23 protein-coding genes are annotated in these 18,959 nt (G+C 56.4%); 14 read left to right on the top strand and 9 right to left on the bottom strand.

Annotated features, from left to right (window positions below):
* Positions 1-10: 10 nt before the first annotated feature.
* A complete protein-coding gene (locus ACYVI2_RS09070; protein WP_415818828.1) occupies positions 11-1,423 on the bottom strand; it encodes an ATP-binding protein in 1,413 nt (470 codons plus the stop codon).
* A gap of 90 nt (positions 1,424-1,513) precedes the next feature.
* Positions 1,514-1,864, bottom strand: coding sequence for a hypothetical protein (locus tag ACYVI2_RS09075; protein WP_415818829.1), 351 nt, complete (start codon positions 1,862-1,864; stop codon positions 1,514-1,516).
* A gap of 449 nt (positions 1,865-2,313) precedes the next feature.
* Here ACYVI2_RS09075 and ACYVI2_RS09080 point away from each other — a divergent pair, with 449 nt between their 5' ends.
* Positions 2,314-2,517 (top strand): hypothetical protein, encoded by a 204-nt coding sequence (locus ACYVI2_RS09080; protein ID WP_415818830.1) that lies wholly within the window; start codon positions 2,314-2,316, stop codon positions 2,515-2,517.
* A 50-nt stretch (positions 2,518-2,567) separates the two neighbouring features.
* Here the strand turns inward: ACYVI2_RS09080 and ACYVI2_RS09085 are convergent, their stop codons facing one another.
* A complete protein-coding gene (locus tag ACYVI2_RS09085) occupies positions 2,568-2,960 on the bottom strand; it encodes a hypothetical protein (RefSeq protein ID WP_415818831.1) in 393 nt (130 codons plus the stop codon).
* Between the two features lie 222 nt (positions 2,961-3,182).
* On the opposite strand from ACYVI2_RS09085, the gene ACYVI2_RS09090 reads away from it, so the two are divergent.
* The 4 genes from ACYVI2_RS09090 (at position 3,183) to ACYVI2_RS09105 (ending at position 5,607) form a co-directional block, all read left to right on the top strand.
* Complete coding sequence (locus ACYVI2_RS09090; RefSeq protein ID WP_415818832.1) at positions 3,183-3,722, top strand: hypothetical protein; 540 nt, start codon at positions 3,183-3,185, stop codon at positions 3,720-3,722.
* Positions 3,723-3,828: 106 nt separating this feature from the next.
* Positions 3,829-4,056 carry a hypothetical protein gene (locus tag ACYVI2_RS09095; protein WP_415818833.1) on the top strand — a complete coding sequence of 76 codons (228 nt, stop codon included), beginning with the start codon at positions 3,829-3,831 and terminating at the stop codon, positions 4,054-4,056.
* A gap of 313 nt (positions 4,057-4,369) precedes the next feature.
* Positions 4,370-5,293: a hypothetical protein gene (locus ACYVI2_RS09100; protein WP_415818834.1), complete on the top strand. Its 924-nt coding sequence runs from the start codon at positions 4,370-4,372 to the stop codon at positions 5,291-5,293.
* Positions 5,290-5,607, top strand: a complete 318-nt coding sequence (locus ACYVI2_RS09105; RefSeq protein ID WP_415818835.1) for a hypothetical protein — start codon at positions 5,290-5,292, stop codon at positions 5,605-5,607. The genes ACYVI2_RS09100 and ACYVI2_RS09105 overlap by 4 nt, the downstream gene beginning before the upstream one ends.
* 13 nt (positions 5,608-5,620) lie before the next feature.
* Here ACYVI2_RS09105 and ACYVI2_RS09110 read toward each other — a convergent pair whose 3' ends face one another.
* Positions 5,621-5,839, bottom strand: coding sequence for a hypothetical protein (locus ACYVI2_RS09110; protein WP_415818836.1), 219 nt, complete (start codon positions 5,837-5,839; stop codon positions 5,621-5,623).
* Between the two features lie 54 nt (positions 5,840-5,893).
* Here ACYVI2_RS09110 and ACYVI2_RS09115 point away from each other — a divergent pair, with 54 nt between their 5' ends.
* From ACYVI2_RS09115 to ACYVI2_RS09130, 4 genes are read left to right on the top strand one after another with little or no spacing between them, the layout of a single operon-like run.
* Positions 5,894-6,472 carry a hypothetical protein gene (locus ACYVI2_RS09115; RefSeq protein ID WP_415818837.1) on the top strand — a complete coding sequence of 193 codons (579 nt, stop codon included), beginning with the start codon at positions 5,894-5,896 and terminating at the stop codon, positions 6,470-6,472.
* Entirely contained in the window at positions 6,469-6,951 is a 483-nt protein-coding gene (locus ACYVI2_RS09120) for a hypothetical protein (RefSeq protein WP_415818838.1), read from the top strand. Before ACYVI2_RS09115 ends, ACYVI2_RS09120 begins: the two co-directional genes overlap by 4 nt.
* On the top strand, positions 6,948-8,168 hold the full coding sequence (locus tag ACYVI2_RS09125; protein WP_415818839.1) for a hypothetical protein: 1,221 nt from the start codon (positions 6,948-6,950) through the stop codon (positions 8,166-8,168). Before ACYVI2_RS09120 ends, ACYVI2_RS09125 begins: the two co-directional genes overlap by 4 nt.
* Positions 8,168-8,557 carry a hypothetical protein gene (locus ACYVI2_RS09130; RefSeq protein ID WP_415818840.1) on the top strand — a complete coding sequence of 130 codons (390 nt, stop codon included), beginning with the start codon at positions 8,168-8,170 and terminating at the stop codon, positions 8,555-8,557. Before ACYVI2_RS09125 ends, ACYVI2_RS09130 begins: the two co-directional genes overlap by 1 nt.
* Positions 8,558-8,570: 13 nt before the next feature.
* Here ACYVI2_RS09130 and ACYVI2_RS09135 read toward each other — a convergent pair whose 3' ends face one another.
* On the bottom strand, positions 8,571-9,173 hold the full coding sequence (locus ACYVI2_RS09135; protein WP_415818841.1) for a hypothetical protein: 603 nt from the start codon (positions 9,171-9,173) through the stop codon (positions 8,571-8,573).
* A 347-nt stretch (positions 9,174-9,520) separates the two neighbouring features.
* Between ACYVI2_RS09135 and ACYVI2_RS09140 the strand changes: the two genes are divergently transcribed.
* On the top strand, positions 9,521-9,814 hold the full coding sequence (locus ACYVI2_RS09140) for a DUF4224 domain-containing protein (RefSeq protein ID WP_415818842.1): 294 nt from the start codon (positions 9,521-9,523) through the stop codon (positions 9,812-9,814).
* Positions 9,789-10,868 carry a tyrosine-type recombinase/integrase gene (locus ACYVI2_RS09145; protein WP_460490295.1) on the top strand — a complete coding sequence of 360 codons (1,080 nt, stop codon included), beginning with the start codon at positions 9,789-9,791 and terminating at the stop codon, positions 10,866-10,868. The genes ACYVI2_RS09140 and ACYVI2_RS09145 overlap by 26 nt, the downstream gene beginning before the upstream one ends.
* A 290-nt stretch (positions 10,869-11,158) precedes the next feature.
* Here the strand turns inward: ACYVI2_RS09145 and ACYVI2_RS09150 are convergent, their stop codons facing one another.
* The 4 genes from ACYVI2_RS09150 to ACYVI2_RS09165 all read right to left on the bottom strand — a co-directional run bounded on the left by ACYVI2_RS09150 (position 11,159) and on the right by ACYVI2_RS09165 (position 15,755).
* Complete coding sequence (locus tag ACYVI2_RS09150; RefSeq protein ID WP_415818844.1) at positions 11,159-12,109, bottom strand: LysR family transcriptional regulator; 951 nt, start codon at positions 12,107-12,109, stop codon at positions 11,159-11,161.
* A 9-nt stretch (positions 12,110-12,118) separates the two neighbouring features.
* On the bottom strand, positions 12,119-13,036 hold the full coding sequence (locus ACYVI2_RS09155) for a LysR family transcriptional regulator (RefSeq protein ID WP_415818845.1): 918 nt from the start codon (positions 13,034-13,036) through the stop codon (positions 12,119-12,121).
* 223 nt (positions 13,037-13,259) lie between these two features.
* A complete protein-coding gene (locus tag ACYVI2_RS09160) occupies positions 13,260-14,246 on the bottom strand; it encodes a Bug family tripartite tricarboxylate transporter substrate binding protein (protein WP_415818846.1) in 987 nt (328 codons plus the stop codon).
* Positions 14,247-14,795: 549 nt separating this feature from the next.
* Positions 14,796-15,755: an AraC family transcriptional regulator gene (locus tag ACYVI2_RS09165; protein ID WP_415818847.1), complete on the bottom strand. Its 960-nt coding sequence runs from the start codon at positions 15,753-15,755 to the stop codon at positions 14,796-14,798.
* Positions 15,756-15,904: 149 nt separating this feature from the next.
* Between ACYVI2_RS09165 and ACYVI2_RS09170 the strand changes: the two genes are divergently transcribed.
* Genes ACYVI2_RS09170 through ACYVI2_RS09180 form a run of 3 tightly spaced genes read left to right on the top strand, consistent with a single transcriptional unit; the run spans position 15,905 to position 18,843 of the window.
* Positions 15,905-16,441, top strand: a complete 537-nt coding sequence (locus tag ACYVI2_RS09170; protein WP_415818848.1) for a YkgB family protein — start codon at positions 15,905-15,907, stop codon at positions 16,439-16,441.
* Between the two features lie 51 nt (positions 16,442-16,492).
* The gene (locus ACYVI2_RS09175) at positions 16,493-18,157 is read left to right on the top strand and encodes an HAL/PAL/TAL family ammonia-lyase (RefSeq protein ID WP_415818948.1); all 1,665 of its coding nucleotides are present in this window, start codon (positions 16,493-16,495) and stop codon (positions 18,155-18,157) included.
* Entirely contained in the window at positions 18,154-18,843 is a 690-nt protein-coding gene (locus tag ACYVI2_RS09180; protein WP_415818849.1) for a GntR family transcriptional regulator, read from the top strand. Before ACYVI2_RS09175 ends, ACYVI2_RS09180 begins: the two co-directional genes overlap by 4 nt.
* Positions 18,844-18,959: the final 116 nt, after the last annotated feature.

Here is an 18,959-nt window from a genome sequence, read left to right on the forward strand (position 1 = left end):
TAGATGAGCCTCAGGCCCAAAAGGGGACATATCTGGCGTAACGCTTCGATGTGTTCTCTGGGTCATCCAATTTGATCCATTGTTGTGCTACCGCTTGAGCGATGATCTGTGATACCGAAGCAGACTTCGCTTTACTGTCGTCAAGCCTAAACCGTTCCCTGAGGCTTTGATTGGTCATTTTTTCGTTGCTTACATACCTCAGGCAAGCATGTAAATAGCATGCCCAAACACGATCCGCAGGCTCCATATCTGCAAAATCTTGGTGCGCATACAGAGTCATGGTCGTATGAAAAGGCGTGGCTCGAAACGAAGGTGGCGGCAGCTGATAAAACTCAGTGCTATGGACAACCTTGTCTATGCCGCTACCTTTCTCCTCACAAATCCCCATTCGGCGCATCAGATCGGCCAATCGATCATTTCTGGCCTTGTACTCATCAACGAATCTGTTTGTCGGAATCAATGGCTTGCCAGGGTTTGTAATCTCTATTCGATCAGAATAAATTTCGATGGTGACCGACCCGGACTCTTCAAAATCCTGGTGAACAAGAGCGTTCGCAACCAATTCTCGTATCGCCAGCTCGGGAAACATACGAACTTCATCTCGGAGCGCCTGCCCGATGACCTCATTCATGGGAAGCTGGCTGTTCACGTACGTAATCAAGTTTTCAAATCCGCTCGCATACCCTTTCTGACCGATGATATCCCTCTCGGTTTGCAGTTTGTTTTTTCCCTTGTATTTCACCACTCTGATGGTACGACGCATCAGAGTGTCAAACTCCCTCATATCCTTTGCCAAAAGCAATGCACCTAAGTTCGTAATGCGGTGCATCCCATCACCAACATGACGAATCAACCGCTCGCTCTCTAGTCTTTGCAATACTCCATCCCTAGATGCTGGGAAAGGCAGTTTTAACAAGTCAAAGAAAACCTGGATATCAAGCAGCTTAACTATGTGATCAGAATCAAGGGGATCTGAGGCATCATGCTCTAGAAATCCGGGCCGCCCTTCGCCTAGTATTTTGCGTAGTTGATCCGGGGTCATGGGCTTTAGAGCCTCACCGACTCTCATCAAGTACGCCCCCTCGTACTCCATGGGGTGACCGACAGGTCTCGATGGGATGACAAACGCTACGACTCTCTTGTCATCCAGATAAACTTCAGCCGTTTCAACACGGATACGCAACGTGTCGTGGATCCGTTGCCGAGCCTCACGCAGGTCGCGAAAGGCTTCCGTGCCCACAATAGCTCGGGGATTTTTATCGGTTACCCCGAGAATCAGATGGCCGCCGCCCTCGTTGGCCAAGGCTACGCAGTACTTCATCAACTTCGAATAGTCGAACTGGCTCCGAGCCTCTTTGAATTCGAGTGTTTCATCTTCTCGGGGGCTAGAAATTAGTTTTTGAAGTTGCTCTAGGGTCAACACTTTATTAAGAGCCTTAGGATGAGTTTGCCAATAAACAATAGTTTATCCGGCGTCTCACGCCGTTTCATTTCCGCCGCCCCTTTTTACGATTCAGTCGCTAAAGCAATTCTTGTCGGTAGCCACTTTGTACTTCCCGCACCGCCAGAGCATCCGATTTCCCTGGAAAGTCGCCATTTCGGCTTTAGCCTGAGCATCTGACATGGGCAGTGCTTTGGCCGCAGGCGTACCTCTCTCCCAGAAGTGGGCCACGCACGCCCGCTTACCAGAGCAAAATTTGCTGGCTACGCCTTCCAGATAGCTCGAATCAAGAATCCACGGCTTGGAAACCACAAAGAAGTGGTGTGCCGCCTGACTACTTATCAGTTCTAGGTCTGTTTTCGCTGCCTGGGCGGCGCTTGAGAAGAAAGCAGCCGCAATAGCTGCAATGGTCCAGAACCGCATAGTCCCTCCCGTAACAAATTAATTCTCGATGGTATCCGATTGGCTCGCCCGGATGTTTAGATTTTTATTGACATTAAGTTTAGATATATCTACACTTTTTCTTAACGCAGCAATTCCGCAGAACGGTTTAGGCAACGCCACCCTAGTAACGGAGCTGCAAGCAGTACCCGCTCTTTAACAACCAGCCAAGCGATAGAACAGGCCGATGGCGCACAAGCGTCTCTAGGCACCGGGCGCAACCCTCTACCCCGGAAGCGAAGTTTGCTCAAGACCAGAGGATTTCAACGACCCAGGGGCGGCAAGCACTACTGCTGCGCCCTGCGGCGATTGATGAGCAGTGCATGTCCTGGAGCCGTGATGAACGGGAGTTGTCAGGCGTGCATTGCCCCGGATTCATCCGACTGCACTTTCAACGAGAGTGCAGCCCGATGAACTCATAAGGAAATCAAATGTTCGACGCTAAGCGGTCGATATTCGAAATCATCTACGTGCTGATGTTCGCAATCGGCATCGCCGGATTGGTGGGATGGTTCTTAAATATCGCCAAGATTTTCAAAATCGGATTTGCCGTGGCCGACTGGACCACCTTTGAAGTGGCCCGAATAATCGGCGTCTTTCTTGCCCCGCTAGGGGCTGTGTTGGGCTGGATCTAAGGCTGCACCGCTAGTCACGTGGCAGCTATAGCGAGGGTCAAGCGGAGGGACTATTTCACGTGAACAGGATCGTCCGCTAACACATCCTCGAACTCACCAGATTGTGAAGCAGCAACCGAAAAACGCTTGAACTTCCCAAAAAATTCAACAAGGTCCATTTCAAAGCAAACGGACTGCACCGAGAGTTTGGCACGAGACTTCCTCGCTTCTCCTACGGACGAGGCCGATGCGAAATGCACAGTAACTAACACAAGTCCTGCGGGCCTTACCCGACTTATCTCGCCGCTATAAATCTCCCAACCAACAATCACATCGTCGGCCGCAATCCAACCCTTATCCCGGGCAAATTTGGTCAACGTCAAATCATCATGGTTATCAGCCTGAGCTGTGCCTTTCCAATCGCCGTACTGCGTACCAGCCGCCACTTTTTTTTCGCGAGTCATATTTCCTCCTCCCAGTTGAATGGAGATCTGACTATAGCCAATTCCAGCAGTGATCCAAAGTGCCACAGATTAGACCCTCAGGGCGGCTTCGGAGAGCGGGTCGGCGCTGTTTCGTCACCATCGGAAAAAGTGGCTTTCTCTCTAGATGTGAACTGATCGGGTATTCCAGCCTGCTCTCCGAAGCCGTTCCTCCCACCATCTTGCCCATAACAGGGTTTTCATATGAACAACGACAAAGCACGCCAGCGCATGCTTAAGCTGCTGGCCCTTGCCCGCCGTGGTGAAGGCGGCGAAAGTGATAACGCTCAACGATTCTTGGAATCCATGCTGAAACGGCACGGCATGACGCTGGCCGACCTTGGCGAGGATGATCAGGCTACTGAGTGGATGAAGTTTCCATTCAGAACGGTACAAGACCGCCGGTTGCTCGCCCAAGTTGCGAGCATGGTGCTGCGAACGAATTCACTTCCCTCTCGGGAGTACCGAGGCGAGAAAGCGCTCTGGCTACAGATCACAAAAGCCCAGTTCCTAGAAATCGAGCTTCATTTCCGAGCGTTCAATCGAGACTTGAAGAAAGCATTGGAACTCGCCTTCATCGCGTTCATTAATCGCAACGATATCTTCAGTGGCGTAGCGAGTGACGATAGCTCACCGCCACAGCACTCAATGGAAGACATGGCGGTCGTCGCCGCAATGATGGCGGGAATGCCTCGCACGGCAGTCCATCGTGAATTGACGCATGAAAAGGGAGCCAGGGCATGACGGCTCTCACCACCATTTTGATGTTTCTACTCGCCGCCTTTCTCGTGGCACTCGTGGGCGACTGCCTCACACAGCGTCATGCGGCGAATGATCCTTGGAACCCGACATGAAAACAATCACCGCTATCGCGCCCCCGTGCGCGAATCGAAAACGAATCTCGCCCGCCAAGGTAGTAGATAGGCTGGTGGATTTCATCGCACCAAAGGGCCATGCTGGGCGCGGCAATTGGGACGCCAACGACCGCATACCGCTCGGCGCATGGCTCGGCGCACTGCTGTTCGTCGCCCTCTATCTCGTGGTGCTGCCCTGGCTTGGACGCGGGGCAGGTTTCTGACCATGGACGGTATCGGATTCATCGTCCGGGACATGCTTGGATGGACCCCACCCATACCGCCCCCGACGCCAATCATTCACCCCGAGTTCGCCATACCGGAGCCTCCGCCCAAGGGCGCACCACTCCAAGACGAACACATTGACTACATCACCGCAATGCACGGTGTTCTGCCTGCCCGCGTGCTCGCTGAGCAATTCGACGTGAGCATCACCATCGTCTGCAAAATCTGGAAAGGCCACCCAGGTGCAGGCAGATTTCCTCGCCCCCAAGGACCCAAATGACCCAACCCACAGCCCCCGCATCGTTCCGCACGATGATCGAAGACAAGACGATCAAACGCGCCGATGCGATGAAAGTCCGTTACGCCGATATCCGCGTGAAAGCCGGTTTCAACCTTCGTGACCTTGACGACGAATATGAAGCCGGAATCGAGGAACTGACAGCCTATGTCCTGGCTGGAGGAACCCTCCCTGCCCTGGAAGTCGTGCCAATACCTGATGGTTCCGGTGTCGAGGTCGTAGACGGCCATCGCCGACACGATGCGATTGGCCGCGCCATCGCAGCAGGCGCCCCCATTGAATGGGTATCGATTGTCGGATTCAGCGGCAACGAGCTGGATAGACAGGCCCGCATTTTTACCAGCAACAAGAACGCCCAGCTGCGCCCCCTTGAGGCGGCTAAGGGCTTTAAGCGGTTCCGAGGGATGGGCCTCGACAGCGACGAGATTGCAGCTCTCGTGCATTGCAGCCGTACCCACGTCGAGAACTACTTTGTGCTAGCCGACGCTGAGCCAGACGTTCAAGAGCTCGTGCGGTCGGGGCAGGTCGCCGCCGAGGTGGCCATCGAAGCAGTACGCAAGATGGGCGCGCAGGCTGGCGAGTTTCTCCAGGGCAAAGTCACCCAGGCCAAAGCCGCAGGCAAGTCGAAAGTCACTTCCAGCACTATCCACGGACGGGCACTGCCGAAAAAGGTCGTCGTTCCTCTTGTGTTCCAGGTCGATGCCTTTATTGGCGGTCTGACACCAAACCAGAAAGCGGCGTTGCTCGACCGCCAGGAAGGGCGCGTAGCACCCGAATCCATCCAAGTAGATACGGACCAGCTTCTAGCGCTGCTGTCCGCTCACGGAGCCGTAGAAACCGCCCGCGCCCGACAGGCCGAACGCGACCGCAAGCGCGCAGAAGCTAAGCAACGCTCAACTCAACAAACCATCGATTCTCCCCAGGAGACAGACGAATGAACACCACCGCCATTGAAGGATCAATCGAAGTCGAAATTCAGCCAGACCCGAGAGGTATCTGCATCGGTGTGTGGCAGGGCCAAAACTGCATCTACACCGGCGCTCACGCCCTACCCGCCCCCAACGAAATCGATGCGCGGGACGCAATGCGTTATCGGGCCGTCCGCCTGTCTGTTTCCGATAACAATTCAATGCTGATGATGCAGGCGACCAAGGCCGCAGGAGTCGATGAAACATCGGACATGCCGACAGCCACTCAATTCGACGCCATCGCAGACTATCTCGTCGCACATAGCGACGGCCCTAAAGAATAGGACAAACGGTCGCCTAATTGCCTTGGCCGAAGTAGTGGAAAGACTCTAACGCCTGTTGTCCCTTGCGCAGCGCCTCAGCTTCACTGACAAAACCAAGCTGTGGCCGCTGCTCGCAAACCTTGAAGCCCGTGGCTTCGTTCTCCGTAATGATTGCCCACTCAAAACAATCCGGCCCCGTTTGCTCCACTAGCAGCCTACTGACGCATGGAGTCCCGGCGTGCTGTTTTTCCATAGTCTCACTCCTGTAAGTGAGCGGATCGTACCTCAACTCAATCTGAGTGTCAGCATGACCACAGTAGCTATCCTTTTTGCTCGGGCAGATTCGGTCTACAAGACGCTGCCCGGCTGCGACGTGTACGACATGGAGCGGGATGCTCGTACCTATGACGGCGATTTGCCTGTTGTGGCTCATCCGCCGTGCCGCGCATGGGGCCGATTGCGTGCGTTCGCCAAGCCGCGCCCTGACGAGCGCAATTTAGGCAGATTGGCCGTATCGCTTGTCCGAGAATTTGGCGGCGTGCTTGAACATCCAGCGGGCAGTCTGCTTTGGTCCGCACAACGAATGCCCTATCCCGGAGCTGGCCGCGACCAGTGGGGGGGGTGGACACTCGCCGCCCCTCAGAAATGGTGGGGCCACAAGGCAGAGAAAGCCACTTGGTTCTACATCGTAGGAAGTGACCCCGACGACCTCCCCACTCTACCGCTCGTCCTGGGCGAAGCGGCCTATGTCGTGCAATCGCGAAAACGACATGACTACCGCCCTCACATCACCAAAGCCGAGCGCGAGGCGACTCCGCCCGATCTGGGCCGCTGGCTCGTCGAGGTAGCGCGCCGCTGTGCCATTAAGAAGAGGAACCCCACATGAACACCCACAAGGACGTTACCGCGCACTTTAATCCTGACGGCACATATTCAGTCGGGAAGCGAGCACGCAAGCCAGCCCGTAAGGCCTTACAGACCGAACGTGACAGCGGACTGAACATCCTCCGCGAATTCACCAAAGACGAGATCATTCAGTGGATCAGTGAGAACGGCCTATTCCTACGCGTAAGCCGACGTGAAATGCTGTTTATTCGCTGGAAGATGCAAAGCGAACAACTGTCCAGAGATTTCCAAGCTGAGCTTGATCGATGGGACGACCAGAAGCCCGATTTTGCCAAGCGAGATGCACTCGCCGTCAAGTTCAACAATTCTACGGACCGCAGCGAGCGAATGCGTCTGTTGAAACAGATACAGCCGTACGACAAGGCACTGAAGGATCACATGGTGGTCATGAGGATTCTTGACGAGCGCCAAAAGAAGGTGGACCGCGTGTATCGCAAGATGAAAGAGGCTACTCAATGACTGACAACAAGCAAGACCCTTTAAGCGACGATTACGTCAACTCAGTGATTCATCAGCACGGCTATATGAGTCCTGAAGCGGTTATCGCCCGATTGGATCAATGGATCGGCAAGAACGGCGGTGAAAATGCCACGTCATTGCTCATGTATGAGGCTCGCGGAACAATATCCAAGCTGCGCGGGGCGGGTGAGCCGTTGTTCTATCTCGACCCGGCTGTTCTTGACGAAAAGGGAGAACTCGGCGCGCATGTTCAGACCGCTCTAACGTGGAGCCGGAAATCCCGAGCAGGCTGGACGTTAGCGGTATACGCCGCGCCCCAGGCCAGCGCCGAGGCCCGCCTAGTATTCCCCGCCCATCTTCGGAAAATGTGGTCAGGCGGCGAGGTCCAGGCATGGCTAGATGAGCAGTTGGGCACCACCGCGCCGAAGGCGACAGCCAAAGGCAGTTTGGACAGATACCGGAAGTGGCAAGCGGAACAGGCCAAGGCCCGCGATGACGGTATCGAGGCAGCCGCAGCTTGGGTAGACAAGCGCCGCCACAACTTTGACCATGAAAACGGACGCATGGAGCGAGATACCGGAGCGTGGAGCTTCGGCAGAGGCGCGGCAGCAATTGCAATGGAGGAATACAGCGCCGAACTGGCCGAAATTGCCGAGGGATTACGCGCCCTGAAGTCCGCCCCTGCCGCCGAGGGCGTAGATTTTCCATCTGATCTGCCAGGTCAGCTTCGGGAATACGCCAGCAATAACGGATACAGCCACCAAGACTATGCCGACACCATGCGGCAAGCTGCCGATGCGCTGGACCGCCAGCAGCGCGGCGGGGATGTTGGAAACGACGAGCACGCAACTTTTGTGATATTCACGCAGCCCGGCAAGGTGCCTCAGCGCAAGGGTCCATACCCGACTACGAAATTTGTAGAAGAGGCATTGCGCGAGATACAAGCAGCATACCCGGATGCCACCAGCATGGTCATCCAAATGCCGAACATTTGCCATCCGCAAAGCGGAGTCGAATGGATCGACATGTATGGGGACAAGCGCAAAGGACGCCTCGTTTCCGCCCTGGCCGCGCAGAAGCCGGTAGAGAGGGATGCGCACAAACTGATGGCTGAAGAATATCAGGCGTGGATCGATTGCTACCACTCTGGCGGCGATTACACCGATTTTCTTGCTAAACGGCTGTCCGACATAGCCCAGCAGGGCAAGGAGGGGTGATGCACCAGATCGACCTGTTCTCAGCCGTCAATACGGCGCGCACCCAGGCGTTACCATCTGCGCCTCCCCTCGTGCCTCACACTGACTGGCCGTTCCCCGGATTGTCGCCAGAAGACTCAACAAGGGCCGCTATACGTCTCAGCTCACAGTACACCGAACTACTGTCCACCATCATCAAGCGTCACGGCGGGCCGATTATCGACAGCCATGTCGTGGCGGCACTGCCTGAGGATTGGCGCACCCTGCTGGGCAAATGGGCACACGGAAATCTGAGTTATGGCGAAGCCAAGGCTCATGGCATACACGTCGAATATGTGGCACATGACGGCGATGGTAAAGGTGGCTTCCATTTTCGGTACCGCGCCACAACGAACGATGGGGAGGCTTAGAATGCGTGAGCCTCTAAATTTCCCTTCCGGACCCGGATTCCTTACTCCTTCGTTGCTCTTCGTTGCTCCAAGCGGCATCCACTGCTTTAAGCAGAGCTTTCAGTCGGGCTTCGCCCCCCGGAGTATTGGCGCAGAACGCGTCTTTGACTTCGGCCACACCTGCCCAAGCTTTGACGATTGGTGCCACGTTCGGCTTCAAAGCAAGGTGCAATTCCAGAGCATCCTCAATATAGCCAGCCCTCCATTCGTTGAACGCGCGGTAGTTGACAGGCCCCTCGGATTCAACCTGCTTGATTTGGTTATAGACCGAAGCGAGATAACTCCACTGCGAAGCAAAGCGTGCATAGAGCGCCACGTAAACGCCGCCGAAGACCGCGCCGATCCATGGCCCTACATTGACGAGCTGCTCACGGAATCCGTACCACGACCATGGGCCTGGACGCATTGGATCGATCCATGCAATCAGCCCAATGGCGCAGAAAATCACCCATACCGTGATGAAAGCGCTGCGGAGCACAATGACTGTGCCCCCGTTGTAACCGAACAGACGCACAATCCATTCGCCAATCCAAAAATCGACGAATTTCCGACAACCGTTCTTGAATCTCCTCCGCATGACGTCTCCTGTGGCTCATTGCTATTTGAGCCGCAGTTTACGGCCATTGAAGCTAATGCGCAGGACATAAGCCATGGCTGATCTGCACCTAGCCCTAAAAGGCGAGTACTTCGACCAGATCAAGGCTGGGACGAAGACCGAGGAGTATCGCTTGTTCAACCCCTATTGGTGTCGCCGCCTCGAAGGGCGGTCATATGGACACATTGTGCTGACCAAGGGATACCCGACCCGGTGCGGGTCTATGCAATCAAAGTAGGAACATGACCACCGACGTAATCGAGCGTCTGCTCGACACAACTAGAAAATCTTGGATGCCCGCATAACGCGGGCTTTGTTTTGGAGATTGCATGAACACCCCTCCATACCTTACAGACGAGGAAATCGCCGATATCTGCACGCCACTCACGCAGCCAGCGGCTCAGATGAGGCACCTTAAGCGGCTCGGCCTCAACGCACGAGCCAAACCCAACGGTCGCCCGCTGGTCGCTCGCGCCGATTTCGACCGCGTAATGACATCAGAACAACCGGCACCTAGGCTAGTCGAGGTGCCGATATCAACACCAGCCGCAGACGTGATAGCCCTGCGGCACCATTGGCAGAATAGGAGAAATGGACATGGGGCGGCGGCGCGCGGGCGATGACCCGCTAAATCTCGCAGGCACTCGGCTGTCGTGGCGATGGAATAAGTTCTGGTACCGACATCGCGACGGACGCTGGGAAAAGGTCGGTACCGATGTAGCCGAGGCCAAGAGGAAAGCTGCCATTTACAACGGCGACCGCAGGGATTACGGCACGATGGCCTATTGGCTAGATGAGTTTTTATTGGATTGTGACGCCCGCGTTGCGTCGAACGACCTAGCCAAAAGAACGCGTGACGACTACGAAGAAAACGCCGTCGAGCTGAAGGTATTCTTCGGGAAAATGACACCAGAGGCGGTAACTCCTGAGTTGGTGCAGTTGTATTTAGACGAAGGCAAACGGGCCGGACGCGCCGTGCGAGCCAACCGGGAACGAGCCTGCCTCTCATCTTGCCTGTCGTGGCTCATCCGTAAAGGCAAGACAACTATCCGGATTAACCCTTGCATGCGCGCAAGTGGGATTCAGCGCAACACTGAAAAGCCTCGGGATAGGTATGTGACCGACGAAGAGTACCTTGCCGTCTATGACTGTGCCCCCGCCCCCGTCCGGCTGATGATGGAGTTGGTATACCGTACCTTGCAGCGGCCAGAAAGCGACATGACGGGCTGGACAGCTGCAAACGTCCGGCGCCGTGGGGACCAAAAGGTTTTGCGGGTGACGCAGAACAAGACTGGTCAAGTGTTGGAGATAGAACTCACCGGGAGGCTGCTGGAAATGATCGAGCAAGCAATCGGGCCTAACCCGGTGTTGCACCAACCCATCGTGCACACCGCTGACGGAAACGCCTATACCTACAGCGGAATCACGTCGATGCTCACCCGCGCCCAGGCCAAGGCCCGCAAGCGCAAAGGGTTGGAGAACATGCCATCTTTCGGGTTCCGTGACCTCAAGGGTAAGGGCGCAACTGATCTATGGCTTTCGGGAGAAAGGATCGAACGTATTCAAATGCTATGCGGCCATCGCCACAAGTCCACCACGGAAACATACGTCAAGGCGCGGTGGCGAGAAACTGTGGCTCCCAACTCTATCCAGCCAGGCCAAAAGAACGTCGCATAAACAGTAGTTTTAACGGACTGTTCCCTGGGGAAAGGGATGCAGAACGGACAAGACAAATGTGCGGATTCTTAAGGCCAAACCCTTATCTGGCTTAGTTCTCCGGCCAATTCTGGGGTCGGATTGAAAATCCGCGTGTCGGTGGTTCGATTCCGCCCCAGGCCACCACGAATTCGATGCCCAGCCCTAGAAGCTGGGCATTTTCTTTTGTGCCAAAAAGAATAGGCTCTACCCGCTGACCGGCCCCACTGGATTTGAACGAGTTACTCCGGCACAAATGCATGCCAGGAAAGCTACACTGCGGTCGACGCCCTGCGGCGACCGCGCCTGGCCGTCCTACCCGCGGCCGATCCGGAAACGCCTGCGAAGGTGCTGCAATCTCTCGCCACCTCGGCGATACGGTGCCCCAGCGTCGCATTCGGGTGCTTCAGAAAGCAGCAGGAGTAGCTTACTGATGGCGCCGGCGTCGAGGTCTTGACCAGGTCGAGGGAGCCTGCTCTTATCTCGTTCTTGAAAAGGGCAATCGGAAGACAGCTGACACCCACGCCAGCAGAGATCAAACCCGCCAGGGCTTGCACGTTGTTTCCACCATAGATGCGTTCCGGACGCACCCCGGCACTTTCCCAGAGCCGGCTGCACGCGACCGTAATGATCGAATTCTCCGACTGTTCGATCACCGGCTGCGTCGCCAACTCGTGCATGGTGTGCACATCGCCGGCCCCAAAGACGCCGGGTGCGGCGAACCAGCCGAACTGGACTTCGCCGACGCCCACCTTGGCCATGGAGTCCGACGTACGAAAATCGGGAAGGATGGCGAAATCCAGCCGTCCCTCTTCCACCTTATCTTGGAGCAGGAGCGACAGGTCAATCTCCGGCTGAACCGTGATGGACGGATAGAGCTGCTTCATATGGCGCAGGAAGTCAGCAAACCATGTCAGCGCCACCATTTCGGTGAGGCCGATCCGCAGCAGCCGGACGGGCGGATGACTCAGGCTTTTCAGCGTGTCCAGACCCTGGAGCAAGCCCAGCAGCTTTACACACTCGGCTTCCAGTTCCCTTCCGAATGGGGTCAACTGGCTTTTGCGGCCGTCCCTCTCGAACAGCGGCTGAACTGCAATGGCCTGCAGTTCTTGTATCCGTTTAGTGACGGCCGATTGCGTGACATGCAGTCTTTCCGCGGCACAGTTGAGCGTCCCCAGACGGGCGAGCCAGTAGAACGCCTGCAATTGTTTGATAGTCGGCATGTCCCGCCCTCAACGTCTGGCCACGCGATGCTGAGTCGCCATCGCGCTGTCGAAGTTGCAATTGCGCTTCACCAGATCGGCCACCGTCCGGTGAAAGTCGGTAATCGAGTCTATTTTTATCAGCAGGATGTACGCCATGCTGATTGCGCCAAGCGGAACCGTCACCTCCTGGAGCAACCCTGACGCCACGGCATCCGAGGCAATTGCATATGGGAGGCCGGCTATCCCGAGGCCGGCGGCGCAGATCCCCGACAACGCGGCCAGGCTGTCGCTCTGGATCATGTTTGCGGGCCTTACCCCACGATCGATCAGCCAGTTCACGATCTGGCTTCCCGAGCTGCCGCCCGTGCCTTGCAGCAGAAGCGTCTCCTGCTCGAATTGCGACAGCTTCAATGTCTTGGGCATGGACCGACGGGCTGCGCAGAACCACCCGAATGCCGCGGAGCCGACGGTAATCCTGGCCATGTTCGCCGAACGCGTGGATTCGAGCACAACCGCTATGTCCAGATGACCATCTCGCATCTGCTCGAACAAGCGGATGGACGAATCCACTTTCAAGTCCAGGCGAATGCGGGGATACCGAGCCCGCAAATCCACAACAAAAGATCCGAGCCATGTCACCGCCGCTAGCTCCGTCACTCCAAGACGCAGTGTCGAAGCCACGATTTCCGGGCTGGCGAAACGCTCCATGAGGTTGACACGCTGGCGCAGAATTGCCCGCGCTTGCCGCAATACTTCCTGCCCTTCAATCGTGAGTTGCGCCGACCGATGGTTCCGATTGAACAAAGGGTGCTTGAACTGCCCTTCTAACTCATTGATCAGGCGCGATATGGCTGACTGCGATGTATCCAGGCTGCGAGCCGCTTTCTCGAAGGACCCCATATCCACCACCGCGACAAAAGCCTCCAGTTCCCGGAAGGTCGTCATGGCACCTGTCCTGTTCATACCGATTGGGAATAAGTCTACACCTCCATGGCATGGATCCCGCAGCCAGGCTGACGCACCGGAATGTACGCAACGTCGCGCCGAAGACAGGTGTCCGCAGGGATGTAGCGCATCGCCGCCTCCGAGCGCCGCGCGCTGGCACCGCGTCGCTCGTGACGTTTCAGACTGCGTGCGACCAAAATATAAATCGCCCGGACTCCGAAAACTAGCTGCTTGCCATCTCGCCCGTTCCGAGCAGATCGGCCGCCCAGGTCTTTGTCCTGTCGAACGACTCGCGCATGTACTTCACGGTTTCGTCGGGGTCGAGCGGTGCGGAAATGGCGCCGAGCTGCTCGCGCAGCTTGGCTTGCACATCGGGCATCTGAACCACTTCGGCAAGGTGCTTGCTGAGCGCCTGTGCGCGCTGCTTGTCCATCCCTTTCGGCGCGACGATGATGAAGAAGTCATCGACGACCATACCCGGCACCGACTCGTTCACGGTGGGAATATCCGGAAACAGCGGCGACCTCTCTGCGTTGGACACGCCCAGGATTCTGACTTTTCCGGAATCGAGCGTCGCACGGGTACCCGCGAGATTCTCGAACTTTGCGTCGATGAATCCCCCCATCAAGTCCTGGTTCGCGGGCGCCGAGCCCTTGTAATGCACGATGGTGACATCCAGGTTCGCTGCCTTGACCAAGTACGCGGCAGCAAGGTGGCTTGACGAGCCCTGCCCCACGGTTCCTATCGTTACTTTCTTGGGATTCGCGCGGCAATAGTCGATGAACTGGCGCACGTCGGAAACGGGCAACTGATTGCGTGCCAGGAACAGGTAGGTGTTCACAGACAGCCTGGCCAACGGGGTGAAGTCGGCCACCGGGTCCAGTTTCTGTAGCTCGGGATATACAGCGGGTGCAGTGACCAGCATGGACGAGCTGAGGTAAAGCACCTTGCCGTCTGGAACCTGGCGTTTCACGTAGTTGCTCGCGATCAGGCCGCCGGCCCCGGGACGGGCTTCAACGATGATTGTCTCGTTGATCTTCGAGCCGAGTTTCTCCGCCACAATACGGGCAATCGCGTCCGCGCCGCCTCCCGGAGGCCCTGGGATGACGATGCTGACCGGCGCAGAACTGGCCTGTACGCGCCCCAACGAGGCCCCCGCCACGAGCACACTACCGTAGCCCAGTTTCAGAATGCTCCGACGTGAAATCATTGCGCCCTTCCCGCATTTCGTTCATAAGTAGCAGGGCAGTCTATCAGCGCTGCGAACGATAAAAAATTGAATTTTTTCCGCTGAAAATTATTCCAGGTTGGTATCCATTTTTCGCGTTTACCCCTAGCGTCATCTCCGCAAAATCCCTCATCGATACACGTAGCCGATCAAAGATCTTTTTCAACATCAGCTATCTGGGTAAGCCGGAGTCAATGCAATGAACGACATGCGCCGCCCTAGCAGGGGCGTCGATCCTGCCATCGCCTCTATTACACCTCGGGTAACCTTCGGCCGCACGTAAGGCTCGGATCAAATCGGCAGCGAACTCAACTGCAGATGCCACGGCAGCAGTTTTGGATTTGTACGAACCGCACAAGACGGGAGTGAAGGCCGAGTTATATCCCTGATTAAGAGCCCACCGCTTGCCGAGTGCGGGTCCGACGACCTGCTGTTTCTCGTGAGGTACTGAGATCTCCACTAAGCGCCGTGCGTATTGACCTCTTGCGAGACAGATTGGGACATGCTTTACGAACTCATTCATCCAAGGCATTACCTTGCCACTTCCTGTGCCTGACGACGCCATTGCCCTGGTGTCATGCCCATTTTGTCGGTAAATACCCGGCGGAACGCAGAGACTGACTGATACCCGACGGAGTAGGCGACAGTGTCAGTCGACATATTGGGTTTCTTTAATTCGTTGGCAGCCAGGCTCATACGGATATCGACCAATAGTTCAAAAGCCGAGCGCCCTAAATTGTCCTGAAAATGCCGCATGAAGGTGGCGCGGGACATATTGCATAAATCGGCCAGATTTTGCAGATTCCAGTTTTGGGCAGGATTGGCAAACATCGCGGAAATTGCCGGGGCGAGTCGAGGATGGCTGGCCAGCGCCAATAGGCCTTCCGGGGCTTGCTGCGACTCGCTGGCTGCACGCAACGTCAGCGCGAACAGTGCCGAAGACAACGCGTTGAGGATGGCATATCCACCCACTTTTTCGCCGCTGGATTCCATGCGCATCAGTCCGACCAAGTTGGCCAGGTGGCTGATTGTGGAGCCGGTTTCAGTCTCGTCAGGATCACCTTTTACTCGCACCACGAGACGTCTGGGCAGGTAATTGCGAATCAGCCGGTCATGAGGAGGGGCGATTCGAAATCGCCCACATAACATGTCCAGCCGTTCACCACGGCCCGTGTTCTCGCTCAGCATCCATCCCGCGGAGCCTTGGCGGTCATGCGCCATTCTTGGTTTTTTTCCGCTTCCATCGTGCAGGACGTGGGAAGATCCGTGCGGCAGTAGCACGATATCCCCGCCAATCAATTCCTGTGTTGCTTCTGTTTCCGGGTCTTCAATAATGGCCCGGCCTTGCAGTAGGACGTGATAGGGGATTTCGTAGACCGCGCTGGCAGGCTCGTCCAGCCGCCACGGCGCGTCATAGACACAGCGAACTTCGAGTTGACCCGTAACGGTGAGGAGACGCAGAAGTTGGCTCAGCCAATCGCTTTGAGACATGGCCTGTTATGCGAGAAGGTGGGGATGAGACGATTCTATCGAATTTGATCCTTATTGGTATTTTATTGCAAAGATTTAGGCTCGATATGCGCACCAGGGCCTCGTAAAGTGGAGGCTCTTATCCACTACTTTATGTAAGGAGTCATCTCATGAGCCACGCTACGAGTCCTCTTGGCGTACGCACAACCGGCGCTATTGGTGCAAATCGGCCTCTCCTCCAAGTTGCTGAAAAGGGTACTGGATCCTTCTCGCTTCTGGCATTCAACCGGTGGGCGTTGGTTGTCATCTTTCTTTGGTTTGGCGGGATGAAATTCACCGCTTATGAAGCCGATGGCATCGCGCCGTTGATCGCGAACAGCCCCATCATGAGCTGGTTACATACCCTCTTTGGTGTTCAAGGTGCGAGCTATGTGATTGGCGCCCTAGAATTGTCGACGGCCGCGGCACTGATCCTGGGCGCTTTCAAACCTTTCTTCTCAGCCTTGGGCGCGGCGATGTCGATCTGCACCTACCTGGTCACACTCACGTTTTTCTTGACGACCCCTGGCGTCGCGGAAATGACCGCGGGTGGATTTCCCGCGATTTCAGCTTCGCCTGGCCAATTTCTTCTCAAAGATCTTGTTCTGCTAGCGGCATCGGTTAGCCTTCTCGTGGCATCCGTTCAACGCTCACGTCCGGGCACTTGATTATGTATACAATAGATAATATATAAACTAAACTGCCTCATCATGGACATGATGAACAGATCGACCGTCGTTTTGGACGGTATGCGCCTGCATGCAAATGCCGTGGTCGCAATTGCGCGATTCGGTGCGAAGGTAGCCCTTGACGACGCTACACGCGACGCGTTGAACAAAACACGTGGCTATATCGAGACGCATTGGCTCAATGATTCGGCCCCCTTGATGTATGCGTTCAACACAGGTGTGGGTGCACTTAAGAGCCAGCGCATTGCTCCAGCGGAAATAGCAGATTTCCAGGCTAGCTTGGTTCGATCGCATTCGGCTGGCACGGGCGAGCCCATGCCGGAGGAAGTCGTGCGTGCAATGATGGCGTTACGCGTTAACGCCTTTGCCCGCAATCATTCTGGTGTCCGCGTCGCCATTATCGACAGGCTCGTCGCTATGCTCAATCTGGGCATCACTCCCGTAGTTGCCGCCAAAGGCAGCGTCGGCGCGAGTGGAGATCTGGCACCGCTCGCATTAATGAGCGGTGCCCTGATGGGCTTGGCGGAATCCAGGGTGACCTATCGAGGCAAGGAAATGCCTGCGCAGTGCGCCTTCGCGCTTGCAGGATTGGAACCAACAATCGACGTTCAAGCGAAGGACGCCACAGCGCTGATCAACGGCGCTACCGCCTCGCTCGCGTACGCCGTCTTGGCAGCTCACGACGCTCGCGAGCTATTGACAAGCGCCACGATTTCGATGGTCATGTCGTTGGAAGCGCTACGCGGCGAGCTGTCGTGCTTCGACGACCGAGTCATGCAAGCTCGCCCGCATCGCGGCCAGAGGCGGGTTGCCGCAGCAATTCGCCGAATGGTCGCAGAAAGTCGACGCTGCAGCGAACCGGCCCGCCAAGTGTGCTTGCGCAGCACGCCCGGGCTTGATCCCGCACGTGCCGGCCTGCCCCACATGCCGCCAATTCCGCCGCGCATACAAGATGTCTACTCCCTGCGCTGTGTTCCCCAGGTGTACGGTCCGGTACTTGATGCGCTTGATTATGTCGATGGCATTCTTGCCACCGAGATGAACAGTGCGACCGACAACCCTCTCATCTTCCCGGAAGATGAAGGCTATGCCATCGTCTCAGGTGGACATTTCCATGGGCAGTACATCGCTCAGGCAATGGATTTGCTCGGCCTGGCGGTAACCGATTTGTCCGCAATCTGCGACCGCCGGAGCGCGCGGCTCATCGATCCAGCATGCAATTTCGGTTTGCCGGCCAACCTGATCGCAGAGCGGCCCGGGATCAATACGGGTTTTTCTGTCGTGCAAAGCATGGGTACGGGTTTGGTTCTGGAAAACATGGGCATGTGCAGTCCCGCCAGTGCTACCAGCCTTCCCGCAAAAGGCAATACGGAGGACCACATCAGTAATTCATGTTTCGCAGCACGACGCACGCGCATCGTGGTCGAGAATACTCAGACAGTGATTGCCTCGGAACTGATGCTTGCAGCCCAAGCCTTGGATCTAGCCGAGCCAGACTTGAGCGCCTACCCTGTCGGTGTCGGGACCAGAGTGGCATGGTCTACCGTCCGAGATGCGGTGCCTGCCATGCTAGGTGATGACCGTTGGGTTCACGATGACATCGCCAAATTGAAGCTACTGGTCTCCGATGGCACCCTTGCAGCCAAAGTGCAGTCCGTGAGCGGGGCACTATGGCAAACGGACTCAGTCGAATGAAACCGGCTCATGACACAGTGTCGAATCGTGATGACGCCACCTGGCCTGCGCGAATCGCGCGCGCGCTGATCGACCGCATTATCACAGGCGAGCTTCAGCCCGGGGAGAAAGTGGGCCAGGATGCATTGGCTGCCGAGTTCGGCACTAGTCATGTTCCTGTGCGAGAAGCATTCCGCAGGGTAGAGGCACGCGGACTGCTGGTGAGCGAGCCGCGCAAAGGTGTACGCGTGAGTTTGCTGGACGAGGCATCCATCGTGGAAATCACGCGCATGCGGGGAGCGCTGGAGTCGCTCGCCTTACGTCACGCGATCCCAGCCATGGAGACGGACGACCTGGAGCGAGCCAACGCCGCCATCGAAGCAGGCGACAAGGCACAGGACATGCAGGCATGGGAAGCTGCCAATCGCGCATTCCATGAAACACTATACCGTCCATGCGCGATGCCCCGCCTGCTCGCCAGCATCCACATGCTGCACGAGTCACGCATGCGTTACATGCATGTGACGGCGCCATTTGTGGCCTGGGATCCTGACTCCCAGCGCGAGCACCGGCAATTACTGGCAGCAGTGAAAAAGCGCGACGTAGAACAAGCCTGCCATTTGGTGGAGCGGCACATCGCAGATGCTGGTGCGACTCTTTTGCGGGGTCTTGTGAAATGGCGTTCCACAGTTGCTGGCTCAAACTAACGAAGGGGAACATCAAAAGCACCTCGAATTGAGGTGTTCCACGGGTAACACCAATCCGCCAGCAACGTGTGAACAGATATAACCGGCTTAACTGCTTGTCTGAACCGGAAGCTGGT

It is taken from the genome of Bordetella tumbae (assembly GCF_054780995.1).

Excerpts from the sequence above, each read along its gene's own strand:
- ACYVI2_RS09075 (WP_415818829.1), bottom strand. The coding sequence starts at position 1,864 with ATGCGGTTCTGGACCATTGCAGCTATTGCGGCTGCTTTCTTCTCAAGC.
- ACYVI2_RS09080 (WP_415818830.1), top strand. The coding sequence starts at position 2,314 with ATGTTCGACGCTAAGCGGTCGATATTCGAAATCATCTACGTGCTGATG.
- ACYVI2_RS09085 (WP_415818831.1), bottom strand. The coding sequence starts at position 2,960 with ATGACTCGCGAAAAAAAAGTGGCGGCTGGTACGCAGTACGGCGATTGG.
- ACYVI2_RS09090 (WP_415818832.1), top strand. The coding sequence starts at position 3,183 with ATGAACAACGACAAAGCACGCCAGCGCATGCTTAAGCTGCTGGCCCTT.
- ACYVI2_RS09095 (WP_415818833.1), top strand. The coding sequence starts at position 3,829 with ATGAAAACAATCACCGCTATCGCGCCCCCGTGCGCGAATCGAAAACGA.
- ACYVI2_RS09100 (WP_415818834.1), top strand. The coding sequence starts at position 4,370 with ATGATCGAAGACAAGACGATCAAACGCGCCGATGCGATGAAAGTCCGT.
- ACYVI2_RS09105 (WP_415818835.1), top strand. The coding sequence starts at position 5,290 with ATGAACACCACCGCCATTGAAGGATCAATCGAAGTCGAAATTCAGCCA.
- ACYVI2_RS09110 (WP_415818836.1), bottom strand. The coding sequence starts at position 5,839 with ATGGAAAAACAGCACGCCGGGACTCCATGCGTCAGTAGGCTGCTAGTG.
- ACYVI2_RS09115 (WP_415818837.1), top strand. The coding sequence starts at position 5,894 with ATGACCACAGTAGCTATCCTTTTTGCTCGGGCAGATTCGGTCTACAAG.
- ACYVI2_RS09120 (WP_415818838.1), top strand. The coding sequence starts at position 6,469 with ATGAACACCCACAAGGACGTTACCGCGCACTTTAATCCTGACGGCACA.
- ACYVI2_RS09125 (WP_415818839.1), top strand. The coding sequence starts at position 6,948 with ATGACTGACAACAAGCAAGACCCTTTAAGCGACGATTACGTCAACTCA.
- ACYVI2_RS09130 (WP_415818840.1), top strand. The coding sequence starts at position 8,168 with ATGCACCAGATCGACCTGTTCTCAGCCGTCAATACGGCGCGCACCCAG.
- ACYVI2_RS09135 (WP_415818841.1), bottom strand. The coding sequence starts at position 9,173 with ATGCGGAGGAGATTCAAGAACGGTTGTCGGAAATTCGTCGATTTTTGG.
- ACYVI2_RS09140 (WP_415818842.1), top strand. The coding sequence starts at position 9,521 with ATGAACACCCCTCCATACCTTACAGACGAGGAAATCGCCGATATCTGC.
- ACYVI2_RS09145 (WP_460490295.1), top strand. The coding sequence starts at position 9,789 with ATGGGGCGGCGGCGCGCGGGCGATGACCCGCTAAATCTCGCAGGCACT.
- ACYVI2_RS09150 (WP_415818844.1), bottom strand. The coding sequence starts at position 12,109 with ATGCCGACTATCAAACAATTGCAGGCGTTCTACTGGCTCGCCCGTCTG.
- ACYVI2_RS09155 (WP_415818845.1), bottom strand. The coding sequence starts at position 13,036 with ATGACGACCTTCCGGGAACTGGAGGCTTTTGTCGCGGTGGTGGATATG.
- ACYVI2_RS09160 (WP_415818846.1), bottom strand. The coding sequence starts at position 14,246 with ATGATTTCACGTCGGAGCATTCTGAAACTGGGCTACGGTAGTGTGCTC.
- ACYVI2_RS09165 (WP_415818847.1), bottom strand. The coding sequence starts at position 15,755 with ATGTCTCAAAGCGATTGGCTGAGCCAACTTCTGCGTCTCCTCACCGTT.
- ACYVI2_RS09170 (WP_415818848.1), top strand. The coding sequence starts at position 15,905 with ATGAGCCACGCTACGAGTCCTCTTGGCGTACGCACAACCGGCGCTATT.
- ACYVI2_RS09175 (WP_415818948.1), top strand. The coding sequence starts at position 16,493 with ATGAACAGATCGACCGTCGTTTTGGACGGTATGCGCCTGCATGCAAAT.
- ACYVI2_RS09180 (WP_415818849.1), top strand. The coding sequence starts at position 18,154 with ATGAAACCGGCTCATGACACAGTGTCGAATCGTGATGACGCCACCTGG.